Annotated in this window: 22 protein-coding genes and 1 riboswitch; of the genes, 6 read left to right on the forward strand and 16 right to left on the reverse strand. The window is 53.1% G+C overall.

Annotation, left to right across the window (positions count from 1 at the left end; all coding sequences use genetic code 11):
- Positions 1 to 140 precede the first annotated feature (140 nt).
- Positions 141 to 1,262, forward strand: a complete 1,122-nt coding sequence (locus AC1DUO_RS07415) for a ribosomal protein uL16 3-hydroxylase (protein ID WP_015690219.1) — start codon at positions 141 to 143, stop codon at positions 1,260 to 1,262.
- An 80-nt stretch (positions 1,263 to 1,342) separates the two neighbouring features.
- Here AC1DUO_RS07415 and phnE (AC1DUO_RS07420) read toward each other — a convergent pair whose 3' ends face one another.
- From phnE (AC1DUO_RS07420) to phnC, 4 genes are all read right to left on the reverse strand, one after another.
- The gene (gene phnE, locus AC1DUO_RS07420) at positions 1,343 to 2,266 is read right to left on the reverse strand and encodes a phosphonate ABC transporter, permease protein PhnE (RefSeq protein WP_013576359.1); all 924 of its coding nucleotides are present in this window, start codon (positions 2,264 to 2,266) and stop codon (positions 1,343 to 1,345) included.
- The gene (phnE, locus tag AC1DUO_RS07425; protein ID WP_013576360.1) at positions 2,266 to 3,129 is read right to left on the reverse strand and encodes a phosphonate ABC transporter, permease protein PhnE; all 864 of its coding nucleotides are present in this window, start codon (positions 3,127 to 3,129) and stop codon (positions 2,266 to 2,268) included. Before phnE (AC1DUO_RS07425) ends, phnE (AC1DUO_RS07420) begins: the two co-directional genes overlap by 1 nt.
- A 160-nt stretch (positions 3,130 to 3,289) precedes the next feature.
- On the reverse strand, positions 3,290 to 4,222 hold the full coding sequence (phnD, locus tag AC1DUO_RS07430) for a phosphonate ABC transporter substrate-binding protein (RefSeq protein ID WP_013576361.1): 933 nt from the start codon (positions 4,220 to 4,222) through the stop codon (positions 3,290 to 3,292).
- Positions 4,223 to 4,290: 68 nt separating this feature from the next.
- The gene (phnC, locus tag AC1DUO_RS07435) at positions 4,291 to 5,127 is read right to left on the reverse strand and encodes a phosphonate ABC transporter ATP-binding protein (protein ID WP_015690220.1); all 837 of its coding nucleotides are present in this window, start codon (positions 5,125 to 5,127) and stop codon (positions 4,291 to 4,293) included.
- Between the two features lie 206 nt (positions 5,128 to 5,333).
- Between phnC and dld the strand changes: the two genes are divergently transcribed.
- On the forward strand, positions 5,334 to 7,025 hold the full coding sequence (gene dld / locus AC1DUO_RS07440) for a D-lactate dehydrogenase (protein WP_015690221.1): 1,692 nt from the start codon (positions 5,334 to 5,336) through the stop codon (positions 7,023 to 7,025).
- A gap of 139 nt (positions 7,026 to 7,164) precedes the next feature.
- Here the strand turns inward: dld and AC1DUO_RS07445 are convergent, their stop codons facing one another.
- Positions 7,165 to 7,755, reverse strand: a complete 591-nt coding sequence (locus AC1DUO_RS07445; RefSeq protein ID WP_013576364.1) for a Yip1 family protein — start codon at positions 7,753 to 7,755, stop codon at positions 7,165 to 7,167.
- 177 nt (positions 7,756 to 7,932) lie between these two features.
- Positions 7,933 to 8,592: a hypothetical protein gene (locus AC1DUO_RS07450; RefSeq protein WP_013576365.1), complete on the reverse strand. Its 660-nt coding sequence runs from the start codon at positions 8,590 to 8,592 to the stop codon at positions 7,933 to 7,935.
- Positions 8,593 to 8,961: 369 nt separating this feature from the next.
- Between AC1DUO_RS07450 and AC1DUO_RS07455 the strand changes: the two genes are divergently transcribed.
- Together AC1DUO_RS07455 and AC1DUO_RS07460 are read left to right on the forward strand one after the other, a co-directional pair.
- Entirely contained in the window at positions 8,962 to 9,591 is a 630-nt protein-coding gene (locus tag AC1DUO_RS07455; protein ID WP_013576366.1) for a hypothetical protein, read from the forward strand.
- A gap of 108 nt (positions 9,592 to 9,699) precedes the next feature.
- On the forward strand, positions 9,700 to 9,783 hold the full coding sequence (locus tag AC1DUO_RS07460) for a small membrane protein YohP (protein WP_019105993.1): 84 nt from the start codon (positions 9,700 to 9,702) through the stop codon (positions 9,781 to 9,783).
- 69 nt (positions 9,784 to 9,852) lie between these two features.
- On the opposite strand, the gene pbpG is transcribed toward AC1DUO_RS07460, so the two are convergent.
- From pbpG to AC1DUO_RS07475, 3 genes are all read right to left on the reverse strand, one after another.
- Positions 9,853 to 10,791, reverse strand: a complete 939-nt coding sequence (pbpG, locus tag AC1DUO_RS07465; RefSeq protein WP_015690223.1) for a D-alanyl-D-alanine endopeptidase — start codon at positions 10,789 to 10,791, stop codon at positions 9,853 to 9,855.
- A gap of 227 nt (positions 10,792 to 11,018) precedes the next feature.
- Positions 11,019 to 11,951 carry a tRNA dihydrouridine(16) synthase DusC gene (gene dusC / locus AC1DUO_RS07470; RefSeq protein WP_015690224.1) on the reverse strand — a complete coding sequence of 311 codons (933 nt, stop codon included), beginning with the start codon at positions 11,949 to 11,951 and terminating at the stop codon, positions 11,019 to 11,021.
- Between the two features lie 58 nt (positions 11,952 to 12,009).
- Positions 12,010 to 13,455 (reverse strand): MFS transporter, encoded by a 1,446-nt coding sequence (locus AC1DUO_RS07475; protein ID WP_015690225.1) that lies wholly within the window; start codon positions 13,453 to 13,455, stop codon positions 12,010 to 12,012.
- Positions 13,456 to 13,576: 121 nt separating this feature from the next.
- Here AC1DUO_RS07475 and AC1DUO_RS07480 point away from each other — a divergent pair, with 121 nt between their 5' ends.
- Positions 13,577 to 14,224 carry a helix-turn-helix transcriptional regulator gene (locus AC1DUO_RS07480; RefSeq protein WP_013576370.1) on the forward strand — a complete coding sequence of 216 codons (648 nt, stop codon included), beginning with the start codon at positions 13,577 to 13,579 and terminating at the stop codon, positions 14,222 to 14,224.
- Positions 14,225 to 14,290: 66 nt separating this feature from the next.
- Here the strand turns inward: AC1DUO_RS07480 and rhlE are convergent, their stop codons facing one another.
- On the reverse strand, positions 14,291 to 15,703 hold the full coding sequence (rhlE, locus tag AC1DUO_RS07485; RefSeq protein WP_013576371.1) for an ATP-dependent RNA helicase RhlE: 1,413 nt from the start codon (positions 15,701 to 15,703) through the stop codon (positions 14,291 to 14,293).
- 377 nt (positions 15,704 to 16,080) lie between these two features.
- On the opposite strand from rhlE, the gene AC1DUO_RS07490 reads away from it, so the two are divergent.
- On the forward strand, positions 16,081 to 17,283 hold the full coding sequence (locus tag AC1DUO_RS07490; RefSeq protein ID WP_013576372.1) for a multidrug efflux MFS transporter: 1,203 nt from the start codon (positions 16,081 to 16,083) through the stop codon (positions 17,281 to 17,283).
- A gap of 215 nt (positions 17,284 to 17,498) precedes the next feature.
- On the opposite strand, the gene AC1DUO_RS07495 is transcribed toward AC1DUO_RS07490, so the two are convergent.
- The 6 genes from AC1DUO_RS07495 to moaA form a co-directional block, all read right to left on the reverse strand.
- Positions 17,499 to 18,209 carry a Bax inhibitor-1/YccA family protein gene (locus AC1DUO_RS07495; protein ID WP_013576373.1) on the reverse strand — a complete coding sequence of 237 codons (711 nt, stop codon included), beginning with the start codon at positions 18,207 to 18,209 and terminating at the stop codon, positions 17,499 to 17,501.
- 118 nt (positions 18,210 to 18,327) lie between these two features.
- The gene (moaE, locus tag AC1DUO_RS07500) at positions 18,328 to 18,780 is read right to left on the reverse strand and encodes a molybdopterin synthase catalytic subunit MoaE (RefSeq protein ID WP_112151652.1); all 453 of its coding nucleotides are present in this window, start codon (positions 18,778 to 18,780) and stop codon (positions 18,328 to 18,330) included.
- A 1-nt stretch (position 18,781) separates the two neighbouring features.
- Entirely contained in the window at positions 18,782 to 19,027 is a 246-nt protein-coding gene (gene moaD, locus AC1DUO_RS07505) for a molybdopterin synthase sulfur carrier subunit (RefSeq protein ID WP_013576375.1), read from the reverse strand.
- Complete coding sequence (gene moaC, locus AC1DUO_RS07510; RefSeq protein ID WP_119261836.1) at positions 19,024 to 19,515, reverse strand: cyclic pyranopterin monophosphate synthase MoaC; 492 nt, start codon at positions 19,513 to 19,515, stop codon at positions 19,024 to 19,026. Before moaC ends, moaD begins: the two co-directional genes overlap by 4 nt.
- A gap of 2 nt (positions 19,516 to 19,517) precedes the next feature.
- A complete protein-coding gene (gene moaB, locus AC1DUO_RS07515; RefSeq protein WP_013576377.1) occupies positions 19,518 to 20,030 on the reverse strand; it encodes a molybdenum cofactor biosynthesis protein B in 513 nt (170 codons plus the stop codon).
- A 31-nt stretch (positions 20,031 to 20,061) separates the two neighbouring features.
- Positions 20,062 to 21,048 (reverse strand): GTP 3',8-cyclase MoaA, encoded by a 987-nt coding sequence (moaA, locus tag AC1DUO_RS07520; protein WP_015690228.1) that lies wholly within the window; start codon positions 21,046 to 21,048, stop codon positions 20,062 to 20,064.
- Positions 21,038 to 21,194: riboswitch (molybdenum cofactor riboswitch) on the reverse strand. Its footprint overlaps the gene before it by 11 nt.
- Positions 21,195 to 21,249 lie beyond the last annotated feature (55 nt).

Here is a 21,249-nt window from a genome sequence, read left to right on the forward strand (position 1 = left end):
TCCCCCTGCGGAGGGGGATTTTTTCCTCTCTCCGCACTTTTCCTTTCTCCCTCATTTACCAAGCCTTGACCCACGACAAAGCGCGCTCAAGCACCGCCTCTCTATAATCAGACCCGTTTGTCTTCCCACTGGTAAATCACATGGCTTATGAACTCAATCTGGACTGGCCGGAATTTTTAGAAAAATACTGGCAAAAAAAACCTGTTGTTATCAAAAAAGCGTTCTCAAATTTTGTTGATCCAATCTCTCCAGACGAATTAGCCGGTCTGGCGATGGAGCCGGAAGTGGACAGCCGTCTGGTGAGCCATAAAGATGGTGAATGGCAGGCAAGTAACGGTCCTTTTGAAGATTTCGACGGGCTGGGTGAAACCGGCTGGTCACTGCTGGCACAGGCCGTAAACCACTGGCATTTGCCTGCGGCAGAACTGGTGAAACCTTTTCGCGTATTGCCGGACTGGCGTTTAGACGACCTGATGATTTCGTATTCCGTGCCCGGCGGCGGTGTCGGCCCGCACATCGATCAGTATGACGTGTTTATCATCCAGGGCATGGGCAGCCGCCGCTGGCGCGTGGGCGATGCTCTGCCGATGCGTCAGTTCTGCCCGCACCCGGCGTTACTGCATGTGGATCCGTTCACGCCAATCATTGATGAAGATCTTGAACCCGGCGACATTCTGTATATTCCGCCGGGCTTCCCGCACGACGGCTTTACCCATGAAACCGCTCTCAATTATTCCGTCGGTTTCCGTGGCCCTAACAGCCGCGATTTCATCAGCAGTTTTGCTGACTACGCGCTGGAAAACGATCTGGGCGGCAGCCATTACAGCGATCCGGATCTCACGCTGCGCGACCACGTCGGTAAAGTAGAAGATTACGAGCTGGAACGTGTGCGCCAGATGATGGTTGAGCTGATCAGCCAGCCGGAAGATTTCAAACAATGGTTTGGCCGTTTCGCCACTACGCCGCGCCATGAACTGGATATCGCGCCAGCCGAACCGCCATACGAATCACATGAAATTGCCGATGCACTGATGCAGGGCGAAAGCCTGGTGCGCCTGAGCGGTCTGCGGGTTCTCAACGTCGGCGAACGTTTCTTTGTTAACAGCGAGCCGCTGGAAACATCGCAACATGCCGCTGCCGATGCGCTGTGCCGCTATACGCTGATCAGTAAAACAGAGCTGGGTGCTGCGTTGCAGGATCCTGAATTTGTCGCTCTGTTAACGGATCTGGTGAATCAGGGTTACTGGTATTTCGACGAGTAAACTCCCGGCGATTCAATAACAGCAAAGGCGGCATCCATCCCGGATGCCGCCTTCTTTTATTCTGTTTCGACCGTTAACATTTACGAGCGATAAAGCTCCACCGGCGGCTTCATTTTCCGTTCTTCCGGTGCGAATAAACTAATCTCTTCGCCCAGGATATATTTGGCGCGCAGCATCGCGGAAATCTTGTCCATAATCATCACGATAGCCACTAAAATCAATGTGATAAACATCACTACATCCCAGTTCCACAGACGCATATTTTCCGCATACACCAGACCGATCCCGCCCGCGCCAACAAAACCAAGAACAGCGGCTGAACGGGTATTGGATTCAATCTGATACAGCGACAACGCAAGGAATGTCGGGAAGGATTGAGTGAAAATCCCGAAGCGGTGCGTTTGTAGCGGGGAAGCCCCCAGCGCCCGCAGGCCGCGGCTCGGCGAACGATCTACCGCCTCATGCCCTTCCGCATAAAGCTTGCCCAGCAAGCCTAAATCCTGCATCACGATCGCCAGCACACCGGCCAGCGGCCCCATGCCGACAGCACGAACGAAAATCAGCCCCCAGATCGCCATATCCAGCCCGCGTAAAACATCCAGAAGACGGCGGATGACCATGGAAACGGGTCTGAGAACCGGCGTCGACATCACATTACGCGCCGCAAGGAATGAAAGAGGCAATGCGAGGAAAGACGCGGTGATGGTTCCGGAAAACACAATCGCCAGCGTGATAGCTATTTGCGAAAAATAATACATAAACGGCCATTCGGAAACGTTATGCCAGACAAACATCCGCAGGAAATAACGTCCTACTTCGCGGGTGCCGCGCACCACTTCGCTCCATGGAATACCGAAATAACTGAAGAAATAGACGTAGTACAGCGTAATCACGACAGCCAGTATCGCGAGGTAGCGCAGATAGCGGCGCTGCGCGGCAAACAGATGCCCGTGCTTCTGCTTCAGGCTGCTGACCACATGAGGTTCGAGCGCATCAGTTAACATCAGAAAGTGCCCTCCACAACGCGTTTGCGCAATTTACCGGAAAGAAAATCCATCGCCGACACCACCAGAATAATCAGCAGTAAGGTCATGCTGACCTGGTCATATCGGTCCAGTTTGATTGAGGTCATCAGCTCCTGCCCGATACCACCGGCCCCGACCAGCCCGAGGATAGTCGACTGGCGGAAGTTAATTTCGAGGCGCATAAAGCTGTAGGATAAGAAGATCGGTTTCACCTGCGGCCACATGGCGAAACGCATGCGCTGCAAACGCCCCGCGCCGCAGGCTCTGAGTCCGCGCACCGGTTTATCCGATGCGGTTTCAATGGATTCGTAGAACAATTTGGTCAGACTGCCGGCAGTGTGTAACGTCAGGGCGATAAAACCCGGAATGGCACCGACGCCAAACGCCATCACACACATTACCGCCCAGGCCAGTTCCGGCATGGTGCGCAGGAAAGCGACAAAGGTACGGATGCTGAATTTCACCCATTTAGGCGAATCCGTATTGCTGGCGGCGAGAAAAGCCAGCACGACTGCCAGCGCCGTCGACAATATCGTTGAGGACAACGCCAGCTGAATAGTTTCCCAAATCAGCGGCAGCTGAATATTGAGACGATATCCCCAATACGCCAGTGAACCTTCTGTATGACCGTCAGCAAATAACAATGACCAGTGTAATACCGGCACCGTCTGACCAATATAATCAAAGAAGCTCGGCGCGGAGACGATAATCGTTTTTAAATTAAGTTCGGAAACATTGCCTGACCACAGATATAACAACAACATCAGCCCTGACCAGATCAGCGCTTCCCGCTTTTGTTTACCGCGTATCTGCTGGTAATAACGATTGAAGTCTTTGTTCAAAATAATATTTCCGATTTGCGATAATCATTATTCCTCCCCCTGCGAAGGGGGAGGTCAGGAGGGGGTATTAAAAAAACAATAATGGTAAAAGCTTTCGCTTCCTGAGTTGCCATTAATACCCCACCCCAACCCTCCCCTTCGCAGGGGAGGGAGTTACGGGTTAGCGACCGCCTTTGGTCAGTTCACGCTTCATATCAATAATCTGCTGATATTCAGCCAGGGACGTTTCGCCGATATGCTGTTTGCCGCCCACCGCTTTTACGAAACAAGCGTGGTCATCTTTATCCAGTTTCTTAATGGCAGAAACCAGCTTAGCTTTAAATGCCGGTGGCAAATCGCTGCGCACTAAAATCGGACCATTAGGAATTAATGGCGATTCCCAGATAATGCGGATTTTCTTCATCAGATCCGGATGGTCCATGCGGATCATGCGGTTGAATGCACCGGAGGTATAACCGGTTTCGCGGTCGCCGATCATTGAAGTCCAGGTGACTGCGCCTTCGAACTGGCCGTTCAGCACGCCAAGAATATCCTGCTCATGGCCGCCGGAGAAGGTCACGCTGGAGAAGAAGTTGTTGTATTTGTTATCCGTCGTGCCGCCAAATTCTTTCTTGAATGTCTGGTTCGGGATCAGGTAACCCGAAGTAGAATCCGGGTCAGCGAAACCGAATGATTTGCCTTTCAGGTCAGATAATTTCTGGTACGGGCTGTCGGCTTTTACGACAACCACGGAGTGATAACCCCGGGATTTATCCGTATCGTCAATAACAATGCCGACCAGATCCACCGCTTTCGGATTATTAATATAAACCGAAGCAAAAGATGACGGGGACATGCTTAATACCATATCCACTTTCTTACCTAATAACCCCTGAATAACACCTGAATAATCGGATGAATTACGCAGTTTGGTATCCACATTTAATTCTTTATCGAAGAAATCTTTTACACACTGATTATCGCCGATTTGCTGGGTGGCATTCTGGCCACCCAGAATACCTAAGTTTAATTCTTTAGGAGCATCTTCTGCCATGCTGTGCATTGCAGTAAAAGAACCTGCTACGAAGACTGCCAGACGTAATAACTTCTTCATGTAATGATGACCTTGTGTAGATTGAGAGAAAGTAGAAATAAGCACTGCAAAATAAATAACGTTATTGTTTAACTGTTTATCGCTTCGTGTTCTTCACCGTATAACTGATGCAAAATGCCTTCAGTTAACTGGTCCGGATGGCCGTCGAAAATAATCTGCCCTTTCGCGATGCCGATAACGCGGGTGCAATAATCTTTCACCAACTCGACAGAGTGCAGGTTGACCATCACGGCGATATTCTCTTCGCTGACTTTTTTCAGCGCATTCATGATGCGCAGGGTATTTTTCGGATCCAGTGACGCCACCGGTTCATCGGCCAGCAGAATTTTCGGGTTCTGCATCAGCGCGCGACAAATCGCCACACGCTGCATCTGGCCGCCGGAAAGGTTTTCGGCACGCTGCAATGCATGCGGCAGCATGTGCAACCATTCAAGCAAAGAGATGGCGCGGGCGCGGTCTTCGTCATCGAACTGGTTAAAGAATGATTTGAACGTTGAGGTGTGGCTGAGACGCCCCAGTAACACATTTGTCAGGACATCCAGACGAGGCACCAGGCAGAAATCCTGAAAAATCATGCCACAGCCTGAACGCCAGCGACGCAATGCTTTGCCGGTAAGCCCGGCCAGCTCCTGCTGTTCACCATTTTCGTAATGACATACCACACTGCCATCCGTGAGCGGGATCGTACCGTTGAGCACATGCAGCAGGGTGGATTTACCCGCGCCAGAACGGCCAATTACCGCCACGAACTCACCGGCGTGGAGATCAAAATTGATGTCATTCAGGACACGCTGACCCGATTTATAGGATTTCACCAGGCCTTTGACGTCCAGAACTTTGTTCAGATGCTGTGGCCCGGTCTGAGGATATTCAGCCTGTGCCAGCTTAAGTTGAGCTTGCGCCATGATGCTGTCTCTCGGTTGCTTTCGTTATCTGGCGTTCATTAAGCGCGAGTTTTATGACACATCAATGACGATTTAATGGACAGCGCATGACAAAAATGCAACAGATTAAGTGAAATTACCTAACCCATATCCCGAATGACGTTTAACTTAACAAGTATCATTTAAGTCTATGATTAGATGGCATCCCATCAAAAAAGGAAGATGAAATGGATAATCAGTCACTCATCGCCACGCTGAAAGAGATTGCCGGCAGCCGCCACGTTTTAACCGGCGACAGCAACACCGAACGCTACCGCAAAGGGTTTCGCTCCGGTGGCGGTAAAGCGCTGGCGGTCGTATTTCCACAAACGCTGCTGCAACAGTGGCAACTGCTCAAAACCTGCATCGCCGCCGACAAGATTGTCATTATGCAGGCCGCCAATACCGGGCTGACCGAAGGTTCGACGCCCAGCGGCGACGACTATGACCGCGACATTGTTATTTTCAGCACCCTGAAACTGGACACGATCCAGTTACTCGACGGCGGTCATCAGGTGATCGGTTTTCCCGGCAGCACCCTGTATAAGCTGGAAAAAATCCTCAAGCCCTACAACCGCGAACCGCATTCAGTGATTGGCTCGTCCTGCATCGGCGCATCGGTGGTCGGCGGGATCTGTAATAATTCTGGCGGATCGCTGGTGAAACGCGGCCCGGCGTATACCGAAATGGCGCTCTATGCACAAATCGATGCACAAGGTGAATTGCGGCTGATTAACCATCTGGGCATTAATCTTGGTGAAACGCCGGAAGAAATCCTGACACGTCTGGAAAAAGGCGATTATCTGGAAACCGATATCCAGCATGATCAGCGTCTGGCGTCGGATCACGATTATGCCTCACGTGTCCGCGAAGTGGATGCGGATACGCCGTCGCGTTTCAACGCGGATGAGCGACGTTTATTTGAAGCTTCAGGTTGTGCGGGCAAGCTGGCGGTTTTCGCCGTGCGGCTCGATACGTTTCCGGCAGAAACGCAGCAGCAGGTTTTCTACATCGGCACCAATGACACGGCGGTGCTGACAGAATTACGCCGCCAGATCCTGCGTGACTTCGCTAACCTTCCGGTGGCAGGGGAATACATGCACCGGGATATTTTCGATATCACCGAAGTCTATGGCAAAGACACTTTCCTGATGATCGACAAACTTGGCACCGACAAAATGCCAGACATGTTTACTGCCAAAGGAAAGTTCGATGCACACGCCAGCAAGGTCCCTTTCCTGCCCAAACATTTCAGCGACCGCGTGATGCAGTGTCTGAGCAAAGCCCTGCCGAATCATCTGCCACCGCGTATGAAGCAGTATCGTGACCGGTTTGAACATCACTTACTGCTGAAAATGTCCGGCCCCGGTATTGACGAAGCCCGAACCTTTTTGACACGTTTCTTTAGTGAGGGTCAGGGTGATTTCTTTATCTGTTCCGCCGACGAAGGCAAGAAAGCCTTCCTGCATCGCTTTGCCGCCGCCGGTGCCGCCGTGCGGTATCACGCGGTACATGAAAAAGAAGTGGAAGATATTCTGGCGCTGGATATCGCACTGCGCCGCAATGACCGCGACTGGTTCGAGACATTGCCGGAAGATATCGACAATCAACTGGTGGCAAAACTGTATTACGGCCATTTCATGTGCCACGTTTTCCATCAGGATTACATCGTCAAAAAAGGCGCAAACAGCAAGGCGCTGAAACACAGGATGTTAGAACTGCTCGACGCCAAAGGCGCGGAATATCCCGCCGAACATAACGTCGGCCATTTGTATCTGGCAAAACCACATTTGAAAGAATTCTACCGGCAGGCAGACCCGACCAACACCTTCAATCCGGGTATCGGGAAAACCAGTAAGATGAAGAACTGGCAGGAATAATGTCCTTCAAAAGAGGAATGGCGTAGTCGGCGCAGGCAGTTTGTTCCCAGACAGCGCGGAGGACCCGGAGCGTACATAAAGTACGTGAGGAGTCCGAGCACTGCCCGGGGGCAAAATGGCAAGTAAGATAGCCATTAAGTTAAAATAACTGTGTTCCGTAACCCCACATAATTACCGTCAGAGCCAGAAGCAGCTCTAATACCAGAACGCCCATTGCCAGTGTTGAACTGGAGAACAGGAACCCTTCGCGACGGTCGATATTGAGGAAGTTAGGAATGCCGAGATACAACAGGTATCCGCTGTAACACAGGCCGATCAGCCCGACAAACAGGCATAACCAGACCATCGGATACAGGGCTACGACCCCGCTGAGGAACATGGGTGTGGCCACGTAGCCGGCAAAGACGATACAGTTGTTGAGTGTCGGGCGGCTGTCATAACGACGCGCCATCCCGTAGATAATCCGCCCCATCAGTGCGACAGCAGCGAGCATCAGAACATAGAAAATGACGGCGATATAAGACGCGGTAAACATGGAAACCATCAGCTTCTCGCCATCACCGAAGTTCCAGCCAAGTTGTGTTGTTCCGATGAAAGAACAGACAACCGGGATGAGCGCCATTAAAAGAACATGGTGGGAATACACATGTGAAACGGTTTCCCGCTCACGCTGGATTTGTTGCAATTCGGGACCCGGATTGGATATCAGTCCCCAGACATGATTAGCCATGAAACACCCCCTTGTACGCCGAAAGCCGCCAGCAGCGCGCAGTGATAAACCTTCGGGATTGCCCGTCAGACAAGGGCATAAAGAAGGTGGCGACCTGTCTATATTATAGTCGCTCTTGCCAGCTTTGCTGATACGGCCAATTCAGCGTAATGGGAGATCAACCGTATCAGGTCGCCGTTAGTGAATATAGCGTGCAGCCGTAAACGTCACGCCAACCAGTACCAGCATCATGCTGACAATCCATCGGGTCTGTTTAATCATGAGATCGTAAAACATTGCCTGCATTGCACTCAGTGAAGCTTCAATCTTCACAAAGCGTTCATCTACTTTTTCAAAGCGCCGGTCGATCTTCTCAAATCGTTGTTCTATTTTGTCAAAGCGCTCATCTACACGATCGAACTGTTTATCGACCTGTTGAAACTGTTTATCTACCTGTTCAAACTGTTTATCTATCCTCACCAGATGATCGTCAATTCTCAGCAGGTGCCCGTCGATGCGCGCGATGCTCTGTTCGGTTTTCCCGACACGACCCCCGATATCTGTCACCGCTTCAGTGAGCGTGACCATCTGGTGCTCCAGTTTGCCGACACGGAGATTCGTCTCCGTGATCACTACCGTTAGCTGACTGACCTGCTGTTCCACCTTCCCTACCCGCAGATTCAGCCCGGCAATTTCCTCACCATTTTTGATTCCCTGCTTTTCAATATTGTTGATCTGGTTTTGCATGAGCTTTTCCATGAGCGATTTTCCTTTGTAATCTTCCGGCCAGGCAGGCGCGCCTGGAAAATAGAGCATCCTGTTGATCGGCGATAGATCCCGTCTGCTGAGCTGAAACACAGTTGTTGTCCCTCACATGAGCTTTCCCTGTTTAGAAATCCTTAATCTGGCCACAGTTTGCACTGGATAAATAACCACCTCAAATCAATTTCCTTCTCGACAAATACGCGATTGCTTATGTATCTATATATGATTGAGTTGCATTGCTTTAATGAATAAATATCAATGAAAATAACCTGTTACGGGGATCGTTAACAGGTCAAACTTAAGGAATTACGGACGCCCGCGGGTTATGGAAATCATAGCGTGCACAGGGGAAACCGGGCATTTTCCAGCCCGCATTAACTCATCAGTTTTTACAGGTAAAAAAGTCTGCGGTACGGTTAAAAAATCATTAACGTAGAGGCAGACACTTATCAGGAGAATTACATGCGCATTACCTGCTTACATACGGCCGACAGCAATATTGCGGTTTTCGAAAATACAGCTCACGAACTTGGGCTGGATCAGCATAAGTTTGTGCATGTTTCGCGGCCCGATTTACTGGCTGCAGCCGAAAAGGCGGGCGGGCTGACTGCAGAAATTCGTCAGCAAACAGCGGATGTGCTGCTGGCATTGAGTGAAAATGCCGATCGCGTTTTACTGACCTGTTCGACGCTGGGTTCTGCCGCGACGCTTGCCAGTGAAAGTGCCGCGGTGCCGGTGTTGCGTGTCGATCAGACGCTGGCGGAACAGGCCATGAAAACAGCGGGCAGTGTGGTTGCACTCTGTGCGGTCGAAACGACCCTGGAGCCGACGCGGCAGTTGTTCGCGCAGGTGGAAAAACATCCGCAGGCGCAGTTTGAAATCCATCTGGTGGCAGGCGCATGGGAAAAGTTTAAGCAGGGGGATCTGGCCGGATATTTACAGGCTATCGCGGCGGCGGCTGATGTGGAATACAGGCGAGGCGCGGCCTGCGTGGTGCTGGCTCAGGCTTCGATGACCGGTGCGGCACAACTGACCCAAATGGGCAAACCGCTTACCAGCCCGGAATGTGGTCTGCGCGCGGCACTGGCCTGAAATTAGCAAGCACACAGCAAAAATGCAGGCAGAAGCTATACTGATAAGGAATATCATTGGCTTAGCCGGATGGCCGATGACGACTGAAGGTTATGTTAAGGAGAAAACATGAAAATTATTCTGTGGATCATCGCCATCATCTTTATCGTCGGCTTACTGACCCTGACAGGGGTGTTTAAACTGATTTTCTGACCACGTTGTCTGTCCCTGCAAAACAAAAAGTCCGGCATCTGGCCGGACTTTTTCATTTCAATCATCTGCTCAATCATCCGCCTCTTCGACGGAAGGCTGCGTTTTCTGCTGCTCTTTCTGCTTACGGTAGTTTTTGGCAATCTGTGGAACAGGCACTGCTTTGCCGGTTTCCATCCAGGTGCGCAGGCGGTTGGCATCGGCAAAGGCCGTAAATTTCCCGAAGGCATCCATCACGACCAGTGTAACGGGCTTGCCGTTAATGGTGGTACGCATCGCCAGGCAATGGCCGGCTTCATCGGTGTAACCGGTTTTGGTCAGCTGGATATTCCACGACGGATTCATGATCAGATGGTTGGTATTACGGAACGGCAATGCGTACGCCGGATGGCTGAAGACAGCCGTTTTTTCAGCAGTCGTACTTAGCTGACCGATCAGCGGATAGCGCTGTGAAGCCAGCAGCAGCCGTGTTAAATCACGCGCGGTGGAGACGTTGCGCGGCGACAAACCGGTCGGTTCAGCATAATGCGTATGGGTCATGCCCAGCGATTTCGCCTTCGCATTCATAGCATTGATAAATGCAGAATAACCGCCCGGATAATGTGCCGCGAGACTGGCCGCAGCCCGGTTTTCTGAGGACATCAGCGCCAGTTGGATCATCTGACGACGGGTAATTTCACTGTTCAGTTTCACGCGGGAGAACACGCCACGCATTTCAGGTGTATTACTGATATCGATATTGATCACTTCGTCGAGTGGCAGATTCGCATCAAGCGTCACCATCGCGGTCATCAGTTTGGTCAGGGAGGCAATCGGCCTCACCTCATCCGGATTTCGGGAATAAATCACTTCGTGGCTTTTCAGATCCACCACCATGGCACTGCCGGAAGCAATTTGAACGATCGGGGCGACGGCCGGCTCATGCTTTGCAGCGGTGGCGGCAGGGGCAGACAACATGCCTGTATTTAAGGCTAATAAGCTCAGAACCAAAAGACGGATTTTCACATGCATTGCTCTGTATTTAGAAAGTTGTCATTAAGATATGTCGTAACAGCGGGCGGAATTATAAGTGAGGCGAAAAGTCTTAGCACCCGCAATTTTCAATTCTATTTGTCACAAAGTCTGTCACCACCACCCACAGACCGTGGAACGACGAGTAAGTGAACACTTGCGTAAGAATGCACTGAAAAAATAAAGGGACGCTCAGAAAGCGTCCCTTCGAAATACACAGGTGAATATTATTGATTGTCGATCAGATAACCAATCTCCTTCGACGTCTTCAGCACGCGCACTTCAGTAAATAACTCTGTCGCCTCTTCGTACTCTTTACGCAAATAACTCAGCCACTGTTTAATGCGCGCAACGTGATACAAACCGGTATCGCCCTGCTTTTCCAGACGGGTGTATTTCTGCAACAACGTTATTACCTCCGGCCACGGCATACGCGGTTCGTTGTACTTCACCACACGGCTGAGATTCGGAATATTCAGCGCACCACGCCCGAGCATCACGGCATCACAACCGGTGGTGTGCAGACACGCCTGGCCGCTTTCGTAATCCCAGATTTCACCATTGGCGATCACCGGAATACTCAGGCGTTGACGGATTTCGCCAATCGCAGCCCAGTTAATACGTTCCGGCTTGTAGCCGTCTTCTTTGGTACGCCCGTGCACCGTCAGTTCCGTTGCACCCGCCTGCTGCACGGCATCTGCAATTTCAAAACTGTGTTCCAGCGAATCCCAGCCGAGACGCACTTTGACAGTCACCGGTAAGTGAGCGGGCACCGCTTCACGCATGGCTTTGGCGCCCTGATAAATCAGCTCAGGATCTTTGAGTAACGTTGCGCCACCGCCACTGCCGTTAACCAGTTTGGACGGGCAACCGCAGTTGAGATCGACACCGTAAGAGCCCAGTTCCACCGCACGGGCGGCGTTTTCGGCCAGCCATTGCGGATACTGACCGAGTAGCTGAACGCGCACTAACGTGCCCGAAGACGTGCGGCTGGCATGATGTAATTCAGGACACAAGCGATAGAAGGATTTGGCGGGAAGCAGCTGATCCACCACGCGCAAAAACTCGGTGATGCACAAATCGTAGTCGTTTACTTCTGTGAGAAGTTCACGAACCAGAGGATCAAGCACACCTTCCATCGGAGCCAGTAATACGCGCATCGCAGTTCAACCCTTAAAAATGACGCGCAAGATTACCGCAAGGCCCGCCGCCGGGCAATTACCCCTGAGACAAATCGCCGCTTAATGAGGTTTTCGCCCTGCCCTGCAAGCGTCTGACTCTGACGGAGCGCCAGGCAATCCACACCGCCAGAAGCGCAGGCACAGCAAACAGCAGGAACATCCAGAATGCCGCGCTGGCTGCACCGCTATCCCCCTTATCAACGCCTGCAAAGTTAGCCACCGTTCCGGCTAACGCCGCGCCAAGCGCCGCCGCAAAAGATTGCACCACGGTTATCGACGCACCGGCTTTTTCGCGATCCTCTTCCGGTGCCTGTTGCAGAACGCGGGTCAGCAAATGCGGCCAGCCGAGGCCAATCCCAAAACCGGCCAGCGTCAGCCCGAGCACTACGCCACTGATATTCAGCCACGGCAGGCCGAAAGCGACCGGTACGGTGAACAACAGTAAAAGCAAACCGGCAGCCAGGATCAGTGGCCCGCAGATAATCGCGCCATCCGCGCGACGGCCTGTCCAGCCGGAACTGGCCACTTCACTTAATGTCCAGCCCGCGGCCGCCGCGGCAGTGATGTATCCGGCAGCCAGCGGGGTCTGACCGTGTAAATGTTGCAGCAGATACGGCACAAACAGTTCGCAACCGAGGCCGATAATCAGCAACGTCATCACCAGATACAGGCCATAGAGCGGTGAGGAACGGCGTAAAGCGTTGCGCGGCAGCAGTCTGACATCCGCCGTAAATTCGCGGTGGCGCAAGATTAAAATCATCGCCACCGCGACCACGAAACCGAGCAAGTTAATCAGCCCTGATGAAGACAGACTGCCCGCCGATACCACTAACACTGCGCCGGTCAGCAAGGCCAGTTGCATCAGCGGCAGCGGTTCGTCCGGCTGCCGGTCGTGCCGGGATTTTGGCAAAATCCGCCAGACCCACACCCCGAACAGCGACGTCACCGGCAACAGCAAACCAAACGCCCAGCGCCATGCATGCAGTTCGGCGAAGATACCCCCTACCGCCGGGCCGACCAGCGTCGCAATGCCCCACATCGCCGAAATCAGCGCCATGGCGCGCGGCCAGAGAGATTCTTTAAACAGGAGGTTGATCATCGCGTAGGAGAGTGCGAACAGGAATCCGCCCCCCAGTCCCTGCAGCGCCCGTCCGAGCAGCAGCACCGGCATATTCGGCGCGGCGGTACAAATGGCGGCACCGGCAATAAAAATAGCGGTCGCCATCAGATAGCTGCCACGCGGCCCGGCGGTGCGCATCAATCGTGCAGAAAGTGCTGAGCCGAGAATGGAACACACAACGTACAGCGTAGTGTTCCAGGCATACCACGCCAGCCCGCCGATATCCTGCACAACGGAGGGTAAAATCGTGATGACGATGTAGCTGTTAGTCGCATAAAGCGCGACACCTGCGCTCAGGGTAATGGCACTGCCCCGGTTTTCGGCGCTGAATAAATCCGCCCATCCGTTCTGACTTCCCGACATTTTCTCTGCATCCCTTTGGTTTGTACTGTCCACGCATTGAAGCGTGCTGTGGTTATGATATGATTAAAACAAGAAATAACTTGGAATATTTTTTACGTAATCTAGAACCCGTCGAGGCAATATGTCAAGCAATGACCTGGAAAATAAAAATGACGTACGGCAAAGCGTCGCAGAGCGTTTACTGATGCTGCTGAAAACCCACGGGCAACTTCAGGCCAGCGATGCCGGCCATCTGCTGGGTACCACAGGTGAAGCCGCGCGCCAGCAGTTTGTGAAGCTGGCGAAGGAAGGACTGGTGGAAGCCAAATCTGTCTCACAGGGTGTCGGACGCCCGGCGCAGTTCTGGCAACTGACCGCCGCCGGTCATGCGCGATTTCCCGATGCCCACGCTGACCTCACCGTACAACTTTTGCAACTGATCCGCACCTCTCTGGGGGATTCGGCGCTGGATCAGCTCATCACCTCGCGGGAAAAAATCACGCAGGAACACTACCGCCAGGCGATGCTCGGGGCGGTGTCGATGGAAGACAAATTGCAAAGGCTGACGGATATCCGTACCCGTGAAGGCTATATGGCGGACTGGAAAATGCAGGAGGATGGCAGTTATCTGTTTGTCGAAAATCACTGCCCGATTTGCGCTGCCGCAGCTACCTGTCAGGGATTTTGCCGTGCGGAACGCGATGTATTCAGCGATGTGCTGAACGCCAGTGTCGAACGCACCGAACATATTTTGCAGGGTGCACGCCGTTGTGCGTACGTGATTCGTTAGATTACCCGCGAAAAAAAACCGCCTTCAGTGAAGGCGGTTTGATTGCATTACAGGGGATCCGGAAACTTATTTGTTGCCGCTGCCTGCATTGCCGGTGCGACGCTGGCCTGCATGGGCAGGACGCGAACGTGCCGGACGGTTCTCAGCTGAACCACGGTTTTCTGAACCCCGGTTTTCAGACGTACCGCTGCGCTGACCGTTACCGCCCTGACGCGGAGCGCCTGAACGTGGAGCACCCGTACGCGGTGCGCCAGGACGCTGGCCCTGACGTGGCGCGCCACGACCACCACCACCGCCGCTGCCCTGACGACCATTGATGATCGGCTCAGCTTTGATGCTCGGATCGGGCTCGTAACCTTCCAGTGCGATGCGAGGAATTTCACGTTTCAGCAGACGCTCGATATCACGCAGCAGTTTGTGTTCGTCCACACACACCAGAGAAATCGCTTCACCAGTGGCTTCCGCACGACCGGTACGGCCGATACGGTGAACGTAATCTTCCGGTACGTTTGGCAGCTCATAGTTGACCACGTGCGGCAACATATCGATATCCAGGCCACGCGCAGCGATGTCTGTTGCCACCAGAACACGGACAGAACCGGCTTTAAAATCAGCCAGTGCACGGGTACGTGCGCCCTGACTTTTGTTGCCGTGAATAGCAGCAGCCGTGATGCCATCTTTATTGAGTTGTTCGGCTAAATGGTTTGCACCATGTTTTGTCCGGTTGAACACCAGCACCTGTTTCCAGTCGCCTTCACCGATCATCTGCGACAGCAATTCTCTTTTGCGTTTCTTATCAACAAAATGAACGCTTTGTTCAATTTGCGCAGAAGCAGTGTTACGACGCGCGACTTCGACAGAGGCCGGGTTGGTCAGCAACTTGCTCGCCAGACCTTTAATCTCATCAGAGAACGTCGCGGAGAACAGCAGGTTCTGACGCTTGGCAGGCAGTTTTGCCAGCAGGCGACGGATATCGTGAATGAAGCCCATGTCCAGCATGCGGTCGGCTTCATCCAGCACCAGAATTTCAACCTGAGATAAATCAACAGCACGCTGATGTTCCAGATCCAGCAAACGACCCGGCGTTGCGATCAGCACATCCACACCACCGCGCAGTTTCATCATCTGCGGGTTGATGCTCACACCACCAAATACCACCAGAGAACGCAGGGTGAGGTATTTGCTGTAGGCCTGTACGTTTTCACCAATCTGCGCCGCCAGCTCACGGGTTGGGGTCAGGATCAGCGCACGAACCGGGCGACGTCCTTTGAATTGCGCGTTGGTATGGCTGAGCATATTGAGCAGCGGCAAGGTAAAACCAGCGGTTTTACCGGTACCGGTCTGCGCACTCGCCATCAGGTCACGGCCTTCCAGCACGACAGGAATAGCCTGACGCTGAATAGGCGTAGGTTCGCGATAGCCCTGTTCTTCAACAGCACGCAAAATTTCGGCACTTAAGCCGAGGGAATCAAATGACATATAAGGAAAAGCTCCAGTCCACTCTAACCCGAACGGGGTTCGGTGCAGTTTCAAGAGTGGATGATCAGACGAGGCAAATGAGGCATTACCACGAGGATTCGGCACAAACTGCAGTGCGCCAGTTGGGGCGATAGTAGCACAAAACGCCGCTCTGCGTGAAGTTATCTCCTTCTCGCCTGTAACTGATGGTTACAGCCGCAGACTCTGGTAACACTTTCAGGCCGCATAATCTGCCGCGATAATCCGAAACTTTGACACAGGATAATCAATTATAAACCTGATGAATGGGTTCCCACTTTTTGCGTCCCACTTCACAGATTTGATTGCTATGCTTCTTTTCTCTCACTCCTCTGTCCATAAGGCTACATCGCTGCAACATGGAAACCTGGAAAGTAAATTTAATCTCCGTCTGGCTGGGCTGTTTTTTTACCGGCATGGCGATGAGTCAGATCCTGCCTTTTTTACCCCTTTATATCGAACAACTTGGCGTAACGTCTCATGAATCCCTGAGCCTGTGGTCAGGGCTGGTATTCAGCGGCACGTTCCTGGTTTCCGCCATCGTTGCGCCGTTGTGGGGCAGTCTGGCTGACCGCAAAGGCCGCAAACTGATGTTGCTGCGCGCCGCGCTGGGGATGGCGATTGTCATGATGTTGCAGGGGTTCGCCACCAACGTCTGGCAGCTTTTCATTCTGCGCACACTAATGGGCCTGACGTCCGGGTATATTCCCAACGCGATGGCGCTGGTCGCCTCGCAGGTCCCGCGAGATAAAAGTGGCTGGGCGCTCGGCACGCTGTCTACCGGTCAGGTATCCGGCGTGATTATCGGCCCGCTGCTCGGCGGCTTTATGGCTGACCATCTCGGCCTGCGCACGGTGTTTTTCGTCACCAGCGGCATGCTGTTTATCAGCTTTCTGATCACATTATTTTTGATTAAAGAACGCGTGGTACCGGTCACCAAAGCCAACCGTCTGAGCGGCAAAGCCGTATTTACTACGCTGCCCTACCCGTGGCTGATTGTCAGCCTGTTCGTCACCACCATGATGATTCAGCTCGCCAACGGTTCCATCAGCCCGATCCTGACGCTATTTATCCGCGAACTGTCATCGGATACCAGCAATATCGCCTTTATCAGTGGCGTGATTGCCGCCGTGCCGGGCGTTTCCGCGCTGATGGCCGCCCCGAAACTTGGCAAGCTCGGCGACCGCATTGGCGCGCATCGCATTCTGATTGCCGCGCTGGTTTTTTGCTTCATTCTGTTTTGCCTGATGGCACTGATTAATACGCCGACCCAGCTCGGGATCCTGCGTTTCATGCTCGGTTTCGGCGATGGCGCGCTGATGCCTGCGGTACAGGCGTTGCTGGTGAAATACAGCAGTGATCAGGTCACCGGCCGGATATTCGGTTACAACCAGTCTTTTATGTATCTCGGGAATGTGGTCGGGCCGCTGATTGGCTCAAGTGCCTCGGCACTGCTTGGCTTCCGCTGGGTGTTTATCGTCACGGCGATACTGGTGCTGTTCAATACGGTGCAGGTTTGGTGGAGTTTTCGGCAGGTGCCGACGGGGCGGGTCAGGTTTTGATTTGCTCCTCCCCCTGCGAAGGGGGAGGCCGGGAGGGGGTTTTAAGGGCTGACACCATTATCCCTGCACACTTCAGCTTTCATTTTTTGATCTTAATACCCCCCCCCACCCCAACCCTCCCCTTCGCAAGGGAGGGAGCTAATAAACCTAACCTGTCAGCATAAAAAAAGGGACACTTCTCAGTGCCCCTTTCTCATATTTGAAATCAAAAAACCTTACCGGCGGTTGCCGAAAATCCGCAACAACATCAGGAACAGGTTGATGAAATCGAGATACAAGGTCAGTGCGCCAACAATCGAGTATTTACGAAAGTTATCGCGGTCATCCGCTGACAACTGCGCACCCATATTTTTCAGCTTCTGCGTGTCATACGCCGTCAGACCGACGAAGATCAGCACACCGGCGTACGAAATGATGTTCGCGAGGCCGGAGCTTTTCAGCCACATGTTCACCAGTGATGCCAGCACCAGACCAATCAGTGCCATGAACAACATGCTGCCGATCCCGGTCAGGTCGCGCTTGGTCACGTAACCGTAGACACTCATTGCGCCGAACATACCGGCAGCGACGATGAACGTTCCGAAGATTGAATCACCGGTGTAGACCAGAAAAATGCTGGAAAGCGTCAGACCGGTCAGTGCGGAATACAGCATAAACAGGCCGGTGGCGACCGTGCCGCTCAGGCGATTCACCATGCCGGAAATCACGAACACCAGCGCCAGTTGCGCGATGATCAAGCCGAAGAAAGTAATCTGGCTGGAGAAAACAAAGCTCATGATTTTTTCAGAGCCGGAAGCGTACCAGGCCACAAATGCGGTCAGCAGCAAGCCACAGAACATCCAGCCATACACTTGCGCCATGTACGCCTGAATGCCGGTATTCGCGCGTTCAACAATTGAACCGTTACTGCGTGGATATCGATCCATGATGATTACCCTTTTGCATGGAGGATGAAAAATGAGGCCAAAACAGCCTCCCGATTTGTAAAGCGTATCACAGATAGAGAGAAAAGCATGGGAGGTCTGCGTATGGTTGAGGCGCTATTTACCAGCGCGCCGCCGCCTCTTTATCACTGTCGCGGGCATCGACCCAGCGATCACCCTCTTCTGTGGCTTCACGCTTCCAGAACGGCGCGCGGGTTTTCAGATGATCCATAATGAATTCATTGGCTTCAAAAGCCATACCGCGATGCGCGCTGGTCACGCCGACAAACACAATTTCATCGCCCGGATACATCGGTCCGACGCGGTGATAAACAGACACACTTTGCAGCGGCCAGCGGGTACGGGCTTCAGCAACAATCTCTGCCAGCGCTTTTTCGGTCATGCCCGGATAATGTTCCAGCGTTAAGGCGCTGACATGATTACCCAGATTATGATTACGCACTTTGCCTGTAAACGTGACCACAGCACCGTCGGCGTCCGATTGCGCCAGCCAGTTGTACTCATCACCCACGCTGAACGGCGCGGCATCAACAACAATTTTCGTCTGATCCATCTCAGCCCCCGGTGACCGGCGGGAAGAACGCCACTTCATCGCCCGCACGCAGCGGATGCGCCATCGTGGTCAGCGTCTGGTTAACCGCCACCAGTAATTTCCCGGATTCCAGCGCCAGTGCCCAGCGGTCGCCGCGTCCGGTGAGCGAAGCGCGCAGCTCCTCCACCGTGGCGAAATCAGCAGGGAGTTGCAGACCGGAGGTGCCGGTCAGTTCGCGTACCTGCGCGAAGAACAGAATGTCGATCATACTTCCACCTTACCTTCCGCCTTAAAATCTCCTGATTTACCGCCGCTTTTCTCCAGCAGGCGGATCGGGCCAATCACCATATCTTTTTGCACGGCTTTGCACATGTCGTAGATAGTGAGTGCCGCCACAGAAGCCGCCGTCAGCGCTTCCATTTCCACGCCGGTTTTACCGCTCAGACGGCAGCGGGATTCGATGCGCACACGGTTATGTTCCGGCTGTGCTTGCAGATTCACTTCCACTTTGGTCAGCAGCAGCGGATGACACAGTGGGATCAGATCCCAGGTTTTCTTCGCCGCCTGAATGCCAGCGATACGCGCCGTAGCAAACACATCACCTTTATGGTGATTGCCGTTGATGATCATCGCCAGCGTGTCAGCGGCCATTCCAACAAAAGCTTCGGCGCGGGCCTCGCGGACCGTTTCGGCTTTACCGGAAACATCCACCATGTGAGCGTCGCCGGACGCATTAATATGGGTCAGTTCAGACATACTTATTTCTTCAAATGTGGAGTGAAATTGCACGGCCCCTGACGGGCATCGAGCTGCGCTTCAATAATGTTGTCCCAGGCGGTCTGGCAGGCGCGGGTTGAGCCGGGCATAGCGAAAATCACCGTCTGGTTGGCGATGCCGCCGATGGCGCGCGACTGAATCGTCGAGGTGCCGATATCTTCAAACGACACCATGCGAAACAGCTCGCCAAAACCTTCGATTTCACGGTCAAACAAAGGCTTCAGCGCTTCCGGCGTATTGTTGCCCGCGTTAAAACCCGTGCCACCGTTGACCAAAATCGCCTGAATCTTTTCATCCGCAATCCACGCAGATACAACAGCGCGGATGCTGTAAATGTTCTCTTTGACAATTTGCTGCGCGACGACATGATGGCCGCCTTCGGTCACCGCTTCTTTCAGGTAATGCCCGGACGTGTCTTCAGCGTCGGTTCGGCGGTCAGAAACCGTCATGATCGCGACAGATAAAGGCAAGAACTCTTTACTGGCTTTGCTCATCAGTTTGCTCCTTAAACGATCAGTACCGGGTTTAGCCGCCGATAAACGACAGGTTCTGAGTAATTCCGGTATTGCCTTCATGCAGGAAGTGGGTTTGTTTTTTACGGCTGAGGCCGCCCTGAATGCGGTCCATCAAATCGTCCTGTTGCATGTCGTCGGCTAATAAATCGCGTAACGGAATGCCTTGCTCGCCGAACAGACACAAATGCAGATTGCCAAGGGCAGACACACGCAGCCGGTTGCAACTGGCGCAGAAGTCTTTTTCGTACGGCATGATCAGACCGATTTCACCCAGATAATCCGGATGACTGAAGACTTGCGCGGGGCCATCGCTGCGTGAGCGAAGTTGTAACTGCCAGCCCTGACGCACCAGTTGTTCGCGCAGCACCTCACCGGAAACGTGGTGTTTGCGGAACAAGTCGCCGCCGTCGCCGGTTTCCATCAGTTCAATGAAACGCAGCTGGATCGGACGGGTTTTTATCCAGTCGAGGAAGGTATTCAGGCTGGCGTGATTGACATCGCGCATCAGCACGGTATTGACTTTCACCTTGCTGAAACCGGCGTCAAAGGCCGCATCTATACCCGCCATAACGTCGCGGAATTTATCCTGACCGGTGATGGCGTGAAACTGGCGGGCGTCGAGACTGTCGACGCTGACGTTGATGTTGGTCAGACCGGCATCGCGCCATTTATCGATATCACGCGCCATGCGATAACCGTTAGTGGTCACCGCGAGGGTTTTGATGGAAGGATTTTCGCGCACTGCGGCAATGATCTCGCAGAAATCGCGGCGCAGCGACGGCTCTCCACCGGTCAGGCGCACTTTTTCCGTTCCCAGACTGGCGAACGCGCGGCTGACCCGACGGATTTCATCGAGCGAGAGAAAGCTTTTATTGCTGTGTCCGTGCGGCTTGTAGCCATCCGGCAGACAATAGGTGCAACGAAAATTGCACACATCTGTGATCGACAGCCGCAAGTAATAAAACTTGCGGGCAAAAGCATCAGTAAGTTGAAGCACCTTAACACCTTTCCAGATACGGGAGATGCGGGCATTTCTGCCATGCACCCTGGTGACTTTCGTCACGGCCAGGGCTCCATATTGTTTCTGTGGGAACGACGTCAGAAAGGCAACTTAGGAACCAGGGCTAGGAGTTGATTCATGCCGTCCATAGCGGATCGAGAATGAATACGGGGGTAACGGGGGATATTCTAACGCCGC

The sequence above is a fragment of the Rahnella sp. P4_A8 genome (genome assembly GCF_056402435.1).